This is a genomic window from Streptosporangium saharense (genome assembly GCF_014203715.1).
GTDB classification, from domain to species: domain Bacteria; phylum Actinomycetota; class Actinomycetes; order Streptosporangiales; family Streptosporangiaceae; genus Streptosporangium; species Streptosporangium saharense.
The window spans coordinates 632,178-646,596 of the sequence record NZ_JACHJP010000004.1 but is presented as its reverse complement, the minus strand read 5'-3'; the positions used below and the strand labels follow the sequence as shown (position 1 = coordinate 646,596).

At 67.0% G+C, this 14,419-nt stretch carries 16 protein-coding genes and 1 CRISPR repeat array; of the genes, 8 read left to right on the top strand and 8 right to left on the bottom strand.

Going from position 1 to position 14,419, the window contains the following annotated elements:
• Nucleotides 1-317: 317 nt before the first annotated feature.
• From FHS44_RS22830 to FHS44_RS22815, 4 genes are all read left to right on the top strand, one after another.
• Complete coding sequence (locus FHS44_RS22830) at nt 318-1,643, top strand: helix-turn-helix domain-containing protein (protein ID WP_184717821.1); 1,326 nt, start codon at nt 318-320, stop codon at nt 1,641-1,643.
• Nucleotides 1,643-2,173 carry a GNAT family N-acetyltransferase gene (locus FHS44_RS22825; RefSeq protein ID WP_184717819.1) on the top strand — a complete coding sequence of 177 codons (531 nt, stop codon included), beginning with the start codon at nt 1,643-1,645 and terminating at the stop codon, nt 2,171-2,173. The genes FHS44_RS22830 and FHS44_RS22825 overlap by 1 nt, the downstream gene beginning before the upstream one ends.
• A 141-nt stretch (nt 2,174-2,314) precedes the next feature.
• Entirely contained in the window at nt 2,315-2,788 is a 474-nt protein-coding gene (locus FHS44_RS22820) for a pyridoxamine 5'-phosphate oxidase family protein (RefSeq protein WP_184717817.1), read from the top strand.
• A 228-nt stretch (nt 2,789-3,016) separates the two neighbouring features.
• On the top strand, nt 3,017-3,616 hold the full coding sequence (locus tag FHS44_RS22815; protein ID WP_184717815.1) for a YdcF family protein: 600 nt from the start codon (nt 3,017-3,019) through the stop codon (nt 3,614-3,616).
• A 391-nt stretch (nt 3,617-4,007) separates the two neighbouring features.
• Nucleotides 4,008-4,502: a CRISPR direct-repeat array (repeat unit 30 nt; unit sequence GTCGCTCATCACCCTGAAGGGTTCGCAACG).
• A gap of 48 nt (nt 4,503-4,550) precedes the next feature.
• On the opposite strand, the gene FHS44_RS22810 is transcribed toward FHS44_RS22815, so the two are convergent.
• The 5 genes from FHS44_RS22810 to FHS44_RS22790 form a co-directional block, all read right to left on the bottom strand.
• A complete protein-coding gene (locus FHS44_RS22810) occupies nt 4,551-5,036 on the bottom strand; it encodes an Ohr family peroxiredoxin (protein ID WP_221461131.1) in 486 nt (161 codons plus the stop codon).
• Nucleotides 5,037-5,068: 32 nt separating this feature from the next.
• Nucleotides 5,069-6,145, bottom strand: coding sequence for a sigma-70 family RNA polymerase sigma factor family protein (locus FHS44_RS22805; RefSeq protein ID WP_184717811.1), 1,077 nt, complete (start codon nt 6,143-6,145; stop codon nt 5,069-5,071).
• Nucleotides 6,133-7,032, bottom strand: a complete 900-nt coding sequence (locus FHS44_RS22800) for an RNA polymerase sigma-70 factor (protein WP_184717809.1) — start codon at nt 7,030-7,032, stop codon at nt 6,133-6,135. Before FHS44_RS22800 ends, FHS44_RS22805 begins: the two co-directional genes overlap by 13 nt.
• Before the next feature lie 291 nt (nt 7,033-7,323).
• On the bottom strand, nt 7,324-8,079 hold the full coding sequence (locus tag FHS44_RS22795; protein WP_184717806.1) for an SDR family oxidoreductase: 756 nt from the start codon (nt 8,077-8,079) through the stop codon (nt 7,324-7,326).
• 89 nt (nt 8,080-8,168) lie between these two features.
• Nucleotides 8,169-8,813 carry a DUF5701 family protein gene (locus tag FHS44_RS22790; RefSeq protein ID WP_184717804.1) on the bottom strand — a complete coding sequence of 215 codons (645 nt, stop codon included), beginning with the start codon at nt 8,811-8,813 and terminating at the stop codon, nt 8,169-8,171.
• A gap of 104 nt (nt 8,814-8,917) precedes the next feature.
• On the opposite strand from FHS44_RS22790, the gene FHS44_RS22785 reads away from it, so the two are divergent.
• Together FHS44_RS22785 and FHS44_RS22780 are read left to right on the top strand one after the other, a co-directional pair.
• The gene (locus tag FHS44_RS22785) at nt 8,918-9,577 is read left to right on the top strand and encodes a TetR/AcrR family transcriptional regulator (RefSeq protein WP_184717801.1); all 660 of its coding nucleotides are present in this window, start codon (nt 8,918-8,920) and stop codon (nt 9,575-9,577) included.
• A gap of 42 nt (nt 9,578-9,619) precedes the next feature.
• The gene (locus FHS44_RS22780; RefSeq protein WP_184717799.1) at nt 9,620-10,426 is read left to right on the top strand and encodes an SDR family oxidoreductase; all 807 of its coding nucleotides are present in this window, start codon (nt 9,620-9,622) and stop codon (nt 10,424-10,426) included.
• A 464-nt stretch (nt 10,427-10,890) separates the two neighbouring features.
• On the opposite strand, the gene FHS44_RS22775 is transcribed toward FHS44_RS22780, so the two are convergent.
• Nucleotides 10,891-12,060 carry a methyltransferase domain-containing protein gene (locus tag FHS44_RS22775; RefSeq protein ID WP_184717992.1) on the bottom strand — a complete coding sequence of 390 codons (1,170 nt, stop codon included), beginning with the start codon at nt 12,058-12,060 and terminating at the stop codon, nt 10,891-10,893.
• Nucleotides 12,061-12,065: 5 nt separating this feature from the next.
• Nucleotides 12,066-12,209 (bottom strand): hypothetical protein, encoded by a 144-nt coding sequence (locus tag FHS44_RS22770; protein WP_184717797.1) that lies wholly within the window; start codon nt 12,207-12,209, stop codon nt 12,066-12,068.
• A 352-nt stretch (nt 12,210-12,561) separates the two neighbouring features.
• On the opposite strand from FHS44_RS22770, the gene FHS44_RS22765 reads away from it, so the two are divergent.
• Both FHS44_RS22765 and FHS44_RS22760 read left to right on the top strand, forming a co-directional pair.
• Nucleotides 12,562-12,879 carry a hypothetical protein gene (locus FHS44_RS22765; protein ID WP_221461129.1) on the top strand — a complete coding sequence of 106 codons (318 nt, stop codon included), beginning with the start codon at nt 12,562-12,564 and terminating at the stop codon, nt 12,877-12,879.
• Nucleotides 12,880-12,898: 19 nt separating this feature from the next.
• Nucleotides 12,899-13,474, top strand: a complete 576-nt coding sequence (locus FHS44_RS22760) for a DinB family protein (RefSeq protein ID WP_184717793.1) — start codon at nt 12,899-12,901, stop codon at nt 13,472-13,474.
• On the opposite strand, the gene FHS44_RS41100 is transcribed toward FHS44_RS22760, so the two are convergent.
• The gene (locus FHS44_RS41100) at nt 13,465-14,220 is read right to left on the bottom strand and encodes a TetR/AcrR family transcriptional regulator (protein ID WP_221461128.1); all 756 of its coding nucleotides are present in this window, start codon (nt 14,218-14,220) and stop codon (nt 13,465-13,467) included. The genes FHS44_RS22760 and FHS44_RS41100 overlap by 10 nt on opposite strands.
• Nucleotides 14,221-14,419: the final 199 nt, after the last annotated feature.

The following is a 14,419-nucleotide window of genomic DNA, read 5'->3' as shown; positions in this document are numbered from 1 at the left end:
GGAAACACGGTGAACTCCTTGGGTGAGGCAGCCCCAGGGGGCACTTGTCGACACAACGAGAAACGGGCTGGCGGGGAAGTAGCGGCTCTGGTGCCCCCGCATCGGGCGAGGGCTGTTCCTTTCATCCGGATTTGCGCTGATAGATGGTCGTCTTGGTATTTCTTCGGAAGGAATTACTCGCCTGGCCTCACGCAGCCGAAAGGAGATAAATGTCCTAAGTTTCCCGCTGCTCGCGTCGCTTGTTGCCAGGCGCATGCAGCATCTGCCATTTGACGGCACTATGGAGGGGCGCTCGTGCGTGCCCACAGCGTGCCCCCATGCTGACCGAAAAGGATCCCCCGGTGGAAGCACCCGATCTACCACTTCCGGACCTACTGAAACACCTCCGCGAAGCTGCCGGAATGACACAGGCGGAGGAGGCGGAAAGGTTGTGTGCCCACACCGGCACCTGGACCCTCACCCGGCACGAGGTCGGCAGATGGGAACAGGGCCGCGTCAGGCCAGGCGCGTGGCTGCCCGCCCTCGCGCAAGTCCTCGGCGTGGAACTGAATCTCCTGGAGAGAGCACCGTCCAAGAAACTTGCGGTCCCTTCGTATGCTGGTCCGAGTAACGACTCGGAACAGGAGAGTGAGTTGCTGCGCCGCACACTTCTCGCAGGCATCGCGGGAGTAGGCGTGTCTGCGGTCGCGCCTCTTGAAGGACTGGAGCAACTACGCACGGTCGTTGACCGCCGTACGGGCGTCTCGGTTCTCGCCGAGTGGGAAGAGATCGCATGGGAGTACGGCCTGCAGATGGCAGGGCGTCCGCCGTCAATGGTGATTCACGATTTGTCGCTGGACGTTCTCGCATTTCAGCAGGCCATGGATCGTGCTCCCAGCCACGAAGCGGGGCAGTGGAGATTCCTCAACGCGCGGTTCACGTTTCTCATGGCCGACACCCTCGGCTCAGCGGGACGCGGCCGGGAGTCTCGCCACTGGTGGGCGTCAGCACGGCGCGCGGCCGAACAGACCGGAAATCGTCACACTATGGCGTTGGCCCATGCCTCAGAAGCCGTTCAAGGGCTGTACGAGGACCGCCCGCTCGCATTGGTGCTGTCCCGAGTGAACACCGTGCTTGACCTTATGGAAGGTCGGCCATGCCAGGCCATGGCCAGAGCGCTCGGCGCCCGCGCGCACGCTCTGGCTCTCGCGGGGGATCATGCTTCGGCCTATGCCGCTCTCGATGAGCAGGCCGACGTTTTCGACGCTCTACCTGATGAGGTCACCCGCAACCAGTTGTCTTACGCCATGGACGGATGGCCACTGTTTCGGCTTTTGCATACTCGATCCCTGGTCTATGCCTTGTGCGGTCACCCGCGCACCGCGCAGGCTCAGCAAGAAGCGCTCGCCGCTCATCCCGTGGGACGTCCTCGCCAGACTGCTCAAGTACGGTTGCACGAGGCGATCTCCGCCGTGCGGGGCGGTGACGTTGACGACGGCCTGGAGTATGCCCGTCGCGTCGTGACCGAACTTGGTTCGAATGTCAACAGATTCGTGCTGCGTACTGCGGCGTTGGTCGCCGACGCGGCTCCTGCCACAGCTCAGACCCATGACGCCGTGCTCGACTACCGCCGCCAGTTCGCCCTGTCCCGAGGAGAAAGCTGATGGGTTTGGAGTTTCGTCGTGTGACCGGCGAAGCCGCTGCTCAAGTGCTCGACGAGCGGCACGTGGAGCTGTATCTCGCCACGCGTGCCGAACCGCCTTACCTGTCCGGTCCGCTCTACCAGCCCGACCGATACCTGGAGCGCACCGGCCGCCAGGTCAAGCGGCCGGGCTTCACCGCGGTGTCGGCCGAGGACGGACCAATCCTGGTCGGGTTCGCGTTCGGAGTTCCGCTGGCGAGCTGGTGGGGTGGGCATGCCACCCCCGCCCCACCGGAAGTCACCGAAGCATCCAGCCTGTTCGCCGTGATCGAGTTGAACGTCTGCCAGGACCACCGCAACCAGGGCATCGGCAGGAAGCTTCTCGATGAGCTTCTGACGGGTCAGGAGGCACCGTACGCGACGGTGCTGGCCAACCCAGCGGCTCCGGCCCACGACATGTACCTGCGATGGGGATGGCGAAAGGTCGGCACCGTACAGGCCACACCCGACGCCATGGTCTCCGACGCCCTGATCCGAAAACTGCCCGGGTAGTCCGCTCGGGAAAGTTCCCTGACCGACACCGCCGAACTCGCTCTGATGCGCTTCGAGCGTGCCTCCGCGCTGTGAAAGGCGCCCACGGGTTCGGCACGCTCCTGGCTCCCCAAGCCCTGAAGCCCGCCAAAGGACTCGCAGATGACCACGGCCCGAGTTCTGCTCCAGGAGTACGTCGCCAGCGGATCGTTGATGCAGGTGGCAACCCTCACCGGCGAGGGCGATCCTCGGGTGTGCAGCGTCTGGTACGACCCGCACTTCGCCCCTGACGTGCTGCGGTGGATCTCCCGCCATGACCGCGCCCACAGCCGGGCCATCACGAAGGACGCGCGGGTGGCCGGTGCGATCGTCGCCATCCCTCTGGACGGGCTTGGGCAGACGGTACGCGGTGTGTCCTTCACCGGACAGGCCCGCCAACTTCCCACCGAGGGCATCGACCAGGAGATCACCGACTTCGTCACCCGCTGGCCGGCCGCCGCAGGAGCCCTGGACAGGGAGAAACTCGCAGCCGGACACACACCGACACGGTTGTACGAGGTCACGGTGACCGAGTGGGTGCTGTTCGACGAGGAGAACTTCCCCGACCAACCCCGACAGGTGATCGCCTGTGAATGACCTACAAGGTGGCGTGGACGACGGAAAGACCGCGTGACATCCGCTCGGGTGACTTCCAGCAGCTAAAGACTCGCGATATGGAATTGCCGCCCGTCAACAGGGTGATCCATGAAGGAGCGACTTCGGGAATACACGCCGAACTGCGGATTACCATGCCCGATACCTGGAAATAGCCAACGACCCAGCCGAACATCCGTCAAAGCTATCTGCCTCTACCAAGGAAAATGGATGAGCGACGACACCGACGACGAGCAGATTCCCGCTGTCACCGCGTTCGTGGACACCGCGGCCCCGCCGCCCGATGAGCCGACCGCTCATCTCATCTTCGGCACCTACCAGACCCAACCGGCCGAGATCGCGGCCGAGCGGTATTACCGTGGGCTCGCCCCGCTGATCATCGCGACCGGGGGCGTCAACCGCCACAACGGCGTCGTCGAGGGGACCATGTTCCACCGCCTCCTCCTCGAACGCGACGTCCCCGAGGCGGCGATCCGCTACGAGGACCGCTCCGCCAACACCTGGCAGAACGTCGAATTCGCGCTACCACTCCTGCACGAGGCGTTGGAGAGCGGACTGACCATCACGGCCATCTGCAAGTGGTATCACCGCCGCGCGGTCCACATCCTGAAAACCCTCGCACCCGAGATCGGCGCCCTCCACGTCATCACCTGGGACCCCATCTACGCCGGGCAGCCGGTCACCCGTACTGACTGGCCCCATATCCCTGACGGCAGACGCCGAGTGATCCGTGAATGGCAGGAGGTGCCCCGGCGCGTGGCCGAAGGCAGCTTCACGGACGCGAAAATCATCGACGGAGCCTGGCACTGAACAGAGAACAATGAGCCACCCCGGTATCGGTTCTCCTCTGGAACTTCGCTGACCAAACGAAGGCGCCTCGCGATGTCCCAGCCCTCGCACAAGGCCTTATCTGACTGATCGTCACGGTGACGGATGAGGGCCAGGACATGACCCGAATCCTGCCTGAGGACGGAGCCCGCATCTTGGCCCTGTCGGAGACACCATGACGCGGTGCTCACGAACGCATTCACCCCCCTGGCTTCACCTTCGGGAAACTGATAGGAAAGCGTCGTTGGACACGACCGCCCTCCCAAAGACGATCAACGCTCTGACCTGCGCTTCTGCACTACCGCCGGACTGCTGCAAAAACAGGGCCTCCTGCTCTCACAGCGGTAGGCCCGACCTGGGGCTTTACCCTCGGGTCGCTCATCACCCTGAAGGGTTCGCAACGGGGCGACGGTCAGCCGGTCAAGGACGGCGTAGGCGTCGCTCATCACCCTGAAGGGTTCGCAACGTGTTCAGGTCGTCGGCCCCGGGCATAAGGGAGCGCAAGTCGCTCATCACCCTGAAGGGTTCGCAACGGGCGGTTCAGGAGGTTGGCCGACGTCTGTTGGGCAAGTCGCTCATCACCCTGAAGGGTTCGCAACGTGGCCTGCTGCTTGCGGCGGGCTCGCCACGCGGTCACCCGGGTCGCTCATCACCCTGAAAGGTTCACAACGCAGGCCGTACGTCCAGGACGGTCTTGGGACTGTCCGTCGCTCATCACCCTGAAGGGTTCGCAACGTGCGGCGGCTCATGCCCTCTCCCCCCGCACGGCCAGGTCGCTCATCACCCTGAAGGGTTCGCAACGGGGCGCCCTGGGCGAGGACGGCGTCCTGTACTGGACGTCGCTCATCGCCCTGAAGGGTTCGCAAGGTAAGGATGTCGAGCCGTCCCACGAGCCATCGAACAAGGACCGCAAGGGTCAAGGAGCGAGGGTGATGGTGGTGGGGATGCCTTGGCGGGTCATTTTGGCGTAGGGGCAGAGGGCCGTGGCCTGGGATAGGAGGGGGGCGGCCTGGGCGTGGTCGACTTCGGGCCAGGTTATGACGAGGTCGGCGTGGAGTTGGTAGCCGCCGTCGGCGGGGTCGCGGCCGAAGGCGACGGTCGCCTTGACCGTGATCGGCTCCGGGTCGAGGCGGTGTTGACGGGCCAACAGGCTGAGGGCGCCGTGGAAGCAGGCGGCGTACCCGGCGGCGAAGAGTTGCTCGGGATTCGGGCCCGTGGTGTCGCCGCCCAGTTCCTCGGGCATGCGCAGCTCCAGGTCAAGGGAGCCGTCGGCGGAACGGGCCCTGCCGGTGGCCCGGCCGTGGGCGGAGCTGCCGCCGCTCACCTCGACGCTCGTGACGTAGAGCGGTTTGAACGCGGAGCCGCTGTAGTCGTGCTCCGTGGACAGTCTCGGGTCGTTCACCGTACGGCCTTTCGGTGGTGCGGGCACGCCGGTCATGGACGGTGCCAGGGTTGCAACTTGTCGGGGTTCAGCACGATCCACACTGCGGTGACCATGGCTCCGGCGACGCTCATGCCGACCACCGCCACGGCCTGACCCGCCTGACGCAGCACCAGGCCCGTCCTGCCGTTCACGGACTCGGCAGTCACCTCGGTACCGGGCTGACCGGCCAGCAGGGCTATGACGAACCGGGCTACCGAGTCCGCCCCATAGACGGGATGTACGGCGGCGCGTAGTTTTCCTCCCCCGTCGCTGACGGCTGTCGCGCCCGTGGTCAGGATCTCCCCCAGCGCCGTCACGTCTCCCAGGGCACAGACCTCGGCGAACCGCCGTACGACACGGTCATCCCCGTCGAGCACCGCCCGGTTCGATCCGGCCTGGTGGCGCGCGAGGCCGCTGGCGAACTCGGGCCGGGGCACGGGCCCGGCGACAGAACCAGGCTGCCGTGCCGTACCGGAAATGCCTGGTTGTGGCATGTCGCCAGGACTGACAACAGGCCCGGGAGGCCAGGCCGTACTGGAAATATCTGGATGTGGCATCCCACCCGGGCCCACGACAGACTCGGGGGGCCGGGCCGTACCGGAAGCGCCTGGTTGTGGCGTGTCACCGGGGCCCGCGACAGGTCCGGGAAGCCCGGTCGTACCGGAAATATCTGGTTGTGGCATCCCACCGAGACTGACAACAGGCCCGGGAGGCCGGGCCGTACCGGAAATGGCTGGTTGTGGCGTGTCGCCGGGAGTTCCGGAGGGCTGCGGCACGCCACCGGAGACGTCGGCGGCATCGGGAATGCCGGGGAGCTGCGGGATGACATCGGGGCCGACGATGGACCGGGCTGTACCGGAAGTGGCGAGGAGGTCGAGGCAGATGCTTCCGGCTACCTTTGTGAGCCAGGCTCGGGGGATCGTGATCTTGGTGCGTTCCTCGTCGGTGAGGGTGTACCAGCGGCGGTAGGTTTCCTGGACTATTCGGTCGGCCATGGTCTCCGAGCCGAACATCCAGCGGGCGATCTCGATCAGGTGCCGGCGTTCGTTGAGCATCTCCGCCAGCGTCCCGGCGCTCACCTCAGCCATGGTTCGCCCCGTGACCGTTCGAAGGCGTTGAGTTTGGCCGGGTTGACGACCCACAGGACGTGGTGGATGCCCTCCGGGGAGGCGTCGATGGTGAGGAAGGTGACGCCTCGGCTGCGGGGGACGAGCACCCCGGCGCGGCCGTTCGCCTCGACCCATCTGATGTCGGTTCCCGGCCAGTAGCGTGGCGCGTACGTGCCGATGAACCGCGCCACGCGGTCGCCGCCCAGGATGGGGAAGCGCGCCGATCCCCTCATGCCGCCGCCGTCGGAGGAGCTGACGACGTCCGCCGCGAAGAGGTCTTCGAGGGCGGCGATGTTCCCGGTCTCGGCGGCGGTGAGGAAGACCTTCAGCAGGCGCCGGTGCTCCGACCTGTCGATGGACTCGCGGCGGGCGGCGGTCAGGTGTTTGCGAGCGCGGCTCACGAGCTGGCGAACGTTGACCGGGCTGAGCTGGAGGATCTCCGCGATCTGTGGATAGGGGTAGACGAACGCCTCACGGAGCACGTAGGCGGCCCGCTCGGTGGGGGTCAGCCTCTCCAGCAGCAACAGGAAGGCGAGTTCGAGTGCTTCGCCCCGTTCCGCGCCCAGGGTGGGGTCGAGACTGGTGTCCACGGGTTCGGGAAGCCAGGGTCCGATGTAGGACTCGCGGCGCGAACGTGCGGACTGGATGACGTTGATGGCCAGTCGTGTGGTGATCAGGGCCAGGAAGGCCGGGGGATTCTCGATGGTCTCGCGGTCGGTCTTCTGCCAGCGCAGCCAGACCTCCTGGAGGATGTCCTCGGCCTCGGTCACGCTGCCGAGCATCCGGTAGGCGATACCGAACAGGCGGGGACGCATCTCGACAAAGGCGGAAGCGACCTGTTCCAGAGATCGGGATTCTGTACGCATGTTCACCCTTGCCTTCACTACGTCGGCGGTAGTTCGTCCACATCGGTCCCGGTCGAAATCACCTACGTTCCACCATCGCACCGAGGTCGCCGGGGACCCGGGTCAGGGCCTCCACCGCGTCGAGCAGGCCCCCTCCTCGCGTTCGACGTCCGTCGGGCCGAACAGCCATTCGGTGACCGGCAGCCCGGCCAGCTTCTCGGGATGACTCGCCTCGGCCCGGGTCAGCTCAACCTGGACCTCGGCCCAGAGCTCGTGTATGGCTGGCCGGGCCGTACGGCGTCGCGGGCCGTGTCACCCGGCCTGTGCCGTACGGCCAAGCCAGTCGCGGTAGCGGATCTTGCCGAGAGTGGCGCCGTCACCGGGAACCAGCGTCCGTTCCTCCAGTTCGCTGCCGAAGTAGCGCGCGTGCGGGTCGGTGACGACCTGGCGTGGATCGCCCCATCCGGCCAGGGCGTCACGGAAGAACTCATCCATCCGGAACCGCTCGGGACCGCCGATCTCGACCCGGCCGTTGAGCGGCGTGCCCACCGCGACCCCGCCGACCGCCTGGGCGACCTCGTCCCCGGCCATGGGCTGGAAGGACACGGGGGCGATCCGCACGGTGTCGCCGTCCGTCGCCTCGTCGGCGATGTGCCGTACGAACTCGAAGAACTGGGTCGCGTGGACGAGGGAGAACGGGATCGACGACTTCTCGATCAACCGCTCCTGGGCGATCTTCGCCCGGAAGTAGCCGTTCTCCGGCAGCCGTTCCGTCCCCACCACCGACACCGCGACGTGGTGACCAACCCCGGCCACCGCCTCCGCGGCCAGCAGGTTGCGCGTGGAGGTCTCGAAGAACTCCATCACCGCGGTGGGCTCGAACGACGGCGAGTTCGACACGTCCACCACCACCTGCGTGCCGGCCATCACCTCCGCGAGCCCCTCGCCGGTGAGGGTGTTGACCCCGGTGCTCGGCGCCGCCGCCACGGCCTGGTGACCGTGCTCCCCCAGTTTCGCCACGAGCTTCGACCCGATCAGGCCGGTCCCGCCGATCACGACGATCTTCATAGCAGCCCCTCTCCGCGTGCCAACCGGTCACCAGCTAAGACAGGGCAGCCTCCGGACCTGTGACAGCTCCCGCGAAAAACTTTTCCCGGCTATGTGGTCGTACGGCGCCCGCCCGCGGAGGCCATCCCGAGCCAGGTGTGCGGGTTGCCCTCCCAGCACCAGCCAAGCTTGGGGGTGTGCTGGCTGATCCAGAGCGCCGGGACGCGGCGGTCGCCGGAGCGGGAACCACCGAGGGAGAAGCACTTGTTCTTGGCCAGGACCTCGGGGAACTGGGTGATCACCGCGATGCCCTCCTCGATGGTGATCGGGGTGCGTCCCCTGGTCCTGATGGTGTTCATGGCGTCGCGGGGCACGGCGCCGCAGAACTCCTCACCGCGCTCGACGTCCAGCAGCAGGTAGGCGGTCTGGTCGTCGGAAAGGCCGGTCTCCCCGGTGGCGACGAACCGCTCCAGGGAGCCGGGCTCGAAGGAGCGGTCGACGAAGCCCGGCTTGGTCTTCCCGTGCACGGTGGTGCGCGGCATCATCTGCTCGATCGGGACGACCTGGCGGGTGACCACGAGCACGAAGGGAAGCCGCCCGGTGTCGGGCTCGCAGGTGACGCTCCCGAGCTCCGTGGCGAGGTCGCGCAGAGGAGCGACCAGAGACCGAAGCTGCTCCGCCGTCGCCGAGTCCTCCAGTTTGACCAGGTTGTGGACCTGGCGGTCGAATTCCGCGCCTGCGGCGATCGTAGTCATGGGGTCCTCTCATCGCACCGTCACAAACTTCGTACGGTGGTAAACTTAGCCCAAGGATCCAGAGAGTGTCAACATAAAGATGCGACGATGGTAAGATTACGTCCATGGCTACCCAGGCATCCGCGCCGACGACCGGGCTGCGCGAGACGAAGAAGCAGGAGACCCGGCAGCTCATCTCCGACCACGCGACCAGGCTGTTCATCACCCAGGGCTTCGAGCAGACGACCATCGCCGAGATCGCCGTCGCCGCCCGCGTCGCCAAGAAGACCGTCACCAACTACTTCCCCCGCAAGGAAGACCTGGCCCTGGACCACCAGGAGGAGTTCGCCATCTCCCTGGCCCACGCCGTCGCCACGCGACACCCGGGAGAGTCGGCCCTGGCCGCGCTACGCCGCACCTTCGCCGAGGCCGTGAACGCCCAGAACCCGGTCGCCGGGTTCTCCGGTCAGGAGTTCGCCCGCATGGTCGCCGACAGCCCCACCCTGGGCGTCTGCCTGCGCGGCCTGCACGACCAGCGCGAACACCACCTCGCCCTGGAACTCGCCAAGGCCACCGGCGCCCAGCCGTACGACATCACCGTCCAGACCGCGGCCGGGCTGCTGAGCACCGTCCACCGCGTGCTGTTCCAGCGCATCCAGACCCTCACCCTCGCCGGACACCCCAACGACGAGATCGCCAACGTCATCGCCGCGGAAGCCACCCAGGCCTTCCACCTCCTGGAACCCGCCCTGTCCGGCTACGCCTCCTCGCCGACCCCGGAGTAGGACCGTAAGCACGTTTCGTACGGTCCTCTACGGTGACGGTCCATGAGAATCTGCGTGGTTGGTGCCAGTGGCTTCCTCGGCGGCGAGCTCGTACGGCAGGCCGCGACCGGCCATGTCGTCGGCGCGACCTATCTGAGCCGCCCGGGGGCGACGGCCGGGGTCGATTGGCTGCCGCTCGACGTCCGCGACCGTACGGCGGTGGCCGACCTGATCAGGGATTTCGCCCCCGACGTCGTCGTCAACGCGGCCTACAACCAGTCGGACTGGACGGCGACGGCCCTCGGCGCCGCCCACGTGGCCGACGCGACCCGCTCCTGCGGCGGACGCCTGGTGCACGTCTCCAGCGACGCGGTCTTCTCCGGCCGGGCGGTCACCTACACCGAGGACTGCGTCCCCGACCCGATCACCCCGTACGGCGCGGCGAAGGCGGCGGCCGAGGTGGCCGTGCAGGCGATCGACCCCTCGGCCCTGATCGCCCGGACATCACTGATCATCGGCGACAGCGGCTCCTCCCACGAAGAGCTGGTGCACGCCCTGGCCACAGGTCGGAAGCAGGGATTCCTGTTCACCAACGAGGTGCGCTGCCCGGTGCACGTCTCCGACCTGGCCTCGGCCCTCCTGGAACTCGCGGCCTCCAACCGCTCGGGAACCCACCACGTGGCCGGACCCGACGCGATGTCACGCCACGACCTCGGCCTCCTCATAGCCCACCGCGACTCCCTCAACCCCGCACACCTCCCCTCCGGTCTTGCTCCTTCCTCTCGTCCTCTGGACGTCCGTTTGAACTGTGTCCAGACCCAGAAACACCTACGAACCAGGCTGCGGGGGGCGAGGGAGTTCTTGCGATAACCCCGCGTCGCGGGGAGCACAGTTCCGTAGCCGGCCAGCCGCGACTCGTTCGGGGACCATCCCCGCGTGCGCGGGGAGTACCCTCGCCGACCTGCGGGTTTATCGGCGAGGAACGCTGAAAATCATCACTTTCATTGAGTTGGACATTTCAGGCGCATCAGCAAAGTTCGGTAGGACGACATCGATCGCAGGATGGAGAAGGCCATCAACAGCATGGGGCCTGACCTGGTACGGGAGGGCCGGGCCGTACGGTATGACGTCCGGTCCAGGTTAGAGAAGTACAGTTATGATAACTGTACTTCTCTAACCTCCAAGGGCAGCGGGAAGCCCCTGACCTGCTCGATCACGGCCATGTGTGGTCAACACGAGTCGATTTCGAGACGACGCGCGATCGAGCCGTCGCCGTACTGCCCCGAAAGCACCTTTCGCGCTTACCGGTGAGCGGAGTCTCGAACGGCACAGCCCTACTCCCGGATGTGGCGCACGAGGGTGGATGGTTCGCCGAGCCACGGATGCTGGTGGCCTTCGGTGGTGATGGTCAGTCCGAACTGCTCGTGGCCTGGTTTGCCCTGCTCGGTCCACCAGCGGTAGGCCGTCTCGACCTCGTTCCACAGGCTGCGTGGGCCTCCCTGGTAGACGCGGGAAGCCGAAGGGGTCTCCTCGTCGAAGTAGGCCGCCGCCCAGGACAGGTCGCCCAGGCCGTATATCCACATGGTCATGGTGCCTCGGGGGCTGCGGCCATGGGCGTGGACGCAGTCGGGCACCAGCAGGCCGAGCACGAAGTCGACGGCGGCGTAGTCGTCCTCGGGCAGGACGTCGGACGCGGTGAGTGAGGTGGTGGACTCGCGGGTGTCAGCGGGCCAGCCGTCGGGCAGATAGTCCCGGTGCCGGGGCCACTCCCCGCGCTGGGAGCGCACGTGCATGAACCGGGTGGCGCCGACGAAGTGGCCGCTCGCGGTGCCGTCGTCGTTCACGACCAGTCGCACGAGGGCGGTCTGCCCGGTGAAGATCGGCCCCCACGGCATCACCAGCACTCCACCGGGCCGGGTCTGGTCGATCCAGGCCCGTGGAACCTCCCGCACGCCCGCCGTCACGAGCACCCGGTCGTACGGCGCGCCGTCCGGCCAGCCGAGCAGGCCGTCGCCGACAACGAGCTCGGGGTGCCACCCGGCGGCGTCCAGCGCCTCCCGCGCCGCCTTGGCCACCGCCTCGTCGATCTCGACCGAGACGACGTTCGTCTCACCGAGACGGGCCGACAGCAGGGCGGCGCACCAGCCGGTGCCGGTGCCGATTTCGAGCACCTTCGCGCCGTCGAACACCAACAGCTCCCGGAGCATGTCGAACACCACCCCGGGCATCGAACCTGAGCTGGTGGCCAGTTCGCCGCGCTCCAGGCCGGTGTGGTCGCCGTCGTCCCACTGGGTGACGATGGACACGTCCGTATCGGCCCACCGCTGCCATTCTTCAAGATCGTCGGTCCTGGAGACCACGACGCGCTCCCCTTCGGCGGAAGGCCACATCACCTCGGGCAGGAACAGCCCCCGGGGAACGGCGTCGAAGGCGAAAGCCCAGTCGGGGGCCATCGCGCCGGAGGACAGCAGACGTTCCCGCAGGCTCCGCCGTCCCGGCCCCATGTCGCTCACTTCGAACGGGGCTTCGCGTGCTTGCCGCCATCAGGACGGGTGTCGGACATCTCCTTCGTGATCTTCGGCGGCTCGAACTCCTCTTCCCTCTCCTGAGGCTTTCCGGCGTGATCACCCATTGCCTTCTCCTTTCTCGCCAACTCTCCGTAACCATAGCCTCACCATCTGGAATCGGGAAGGGTTAATCGCTTTCTTCCCCCGACCGAAGGAAAAGCCGTCCCCGCGTTTGTCGGCCACCTCCCGAACGCATAAGGAGCATCCCGGATGACCTGGCGTTTTGATCGTGAGTGGGATAGGCGACAAGCGCTTTCATCGAGTTGGACATTCAGCGGAATGGCGACGGCCTGCCGTACAGAAAAATGAGGTGGCAGGGGTGCGGTGGGTGAAGGGAGAATTCCGAAGTCGATTTCTTGGAGGGTGTGGATGGTTCGGCCGTGGCGGCTTCAGTCGCAGGGGTATGTGGCTCTGTTCGGAGGGTGTCTCCCGGTCACCGTGATCGCGCTGATCAACGCCGCCCGGCTCGGGGTGTCCGTCAGGGGCAAGGTGGTCATCGTCTGCCTCGGGCTCACCGGGGTGATCCTGAGTGTCGTCGTGGCCGTGAACCTCGGGGTCGAGGCCTATCGCTGGCCGAGCAGTCTCATCGCCGTGGTCGTCAACATCGTCCAGGTCGGGGTGCAGCGGCCGTACGGTCCTGATCCTCTGCTGCTCTCCCGAGGTGGGGATCGAGCGCCGATGTGGGTTCCCGGCGCGGTCGCGGTCATCGGCGGGCTGCTGTTCGATGGGGTGGTCGAACTGTGGATCAGAGCATGATTGTGAAGGAGTGCCGGGTATGAAGGCGGATCTGCACCGTTACCTCCGGGAGGCCAGGGAGGCCATCCTGTGGAAGCTCGACGGGCTGTCGGAGTATGACGCCCGGCGGCCGTTGACGCCTACCGGCACCAACCTGCTCGGGCTGGTCAAGCATCTGACCGGGGTCGAGTACGGCTACTTCGGCGACACCTTCGGGCGACCGTACGACGAGAAGATGCCCTGGATGTCCAGGGAGGCCGAGCCCAACGCGGACATGTGGGCCGACGAGAGCGAGACCCGCGAGGGGATCGTCGCGCTCTACCGCAGGGCGTGGGCGCACGCGGACGCCACGATCGACGCGCTCACGCTGGACGCCACCGGACGGGTGCCGTGGTGGCCGTCGGAGAGCAATGAGGTCACGCTGCACCTGATCCTGGTCCACGTGATCGCCGAGACCAACCGGCACGCCGGGCACGCCGACATCGTCAGGGAGCTGGTCGACGGGGCCGCCGGGCTGCGGGCCGAGAGGGACAACATGGTGCCGGGCGACCAGGCGTGGTGGGCGGGTTACCGCGACCGGCTGGAGAAGGTGGCACGTGAGGCCGGTCAGGGCTGATATCTGAGCCCGTCGATGACGAGTGAGAAGAGATGCTCGCGCCGGGCCGCGAGGGAGGGCGCCTGCTCGGCGATCCAGCTGACGGCGTTGACCAGCGCGAACAGGTCGGTCCCGTCGACGTCGGGGCGGATGAGCCCGGCGTCCTGGACGTTCCTCAGCAGGCGGCTCCCGGCCTGCCGCATCGCCAGACACGAGGCGTGCAGGGAGGAGTTCTCGTCGCCCAGCGTCGCCATCATCGAGGCCGCGAGCCCTCGGTAGGCGGTCGCGCCGACCACGAAGGCACCGAGCCACTCCGTCAGGGCGTCCTCGGGCGAGTGGGTGGCCTCAAGGGAGGCCGCCCTGGCGGCGAGACGGTCGAACCTGTCGCGGAGCAGCGCTTCGAGCAGTTCGTCGCGGTTGGGAAAGTGCCGGTAGAGCGTGCCGAGACCGACCCCGGAGCGGCGGGCGATGTCGCGCAGTGAGGCCTGGGTCCCCTGCTCGGCGACGACGGCCTGCGCCACCTGAAGGATGCGCGCACGATTGCGCTGCGCATCAGCACGCTGGGCGCGGGGTGCCGGGGCGGCCGTCGGCTCATCCGGCTGGAGGCGGGGGGCCGGGGCGGCCGTCGACTCATCCGGCTGGGCGCGGGGGGCCGGAGCATCAGCCCTCGGCCCCTCCGGCTGGACGCGGCGTGCCGGGGCGTCGATCGTTGGCTCATCCGGCTGGGCGTGGGGTGCCGGAGGGGTGGGCTCTGGTTTCTCCGTCACCGGGCCATCCTAGGACCCACTTCGCGAACCCTCCCATCAGCCGTGACCGGCTGAACAACTCCCTGCGGTGTCATCGCCCTCCCCTGTACGAACGTCCGGTGCCGGAGCGACCTCACCGTCGCGAGGCCCTGCCGTACAGACCCCAGAAATCGGAGCATCGCTCCACTTGCTGTTCCGGAGCGGTGCTCCGTATATTCGG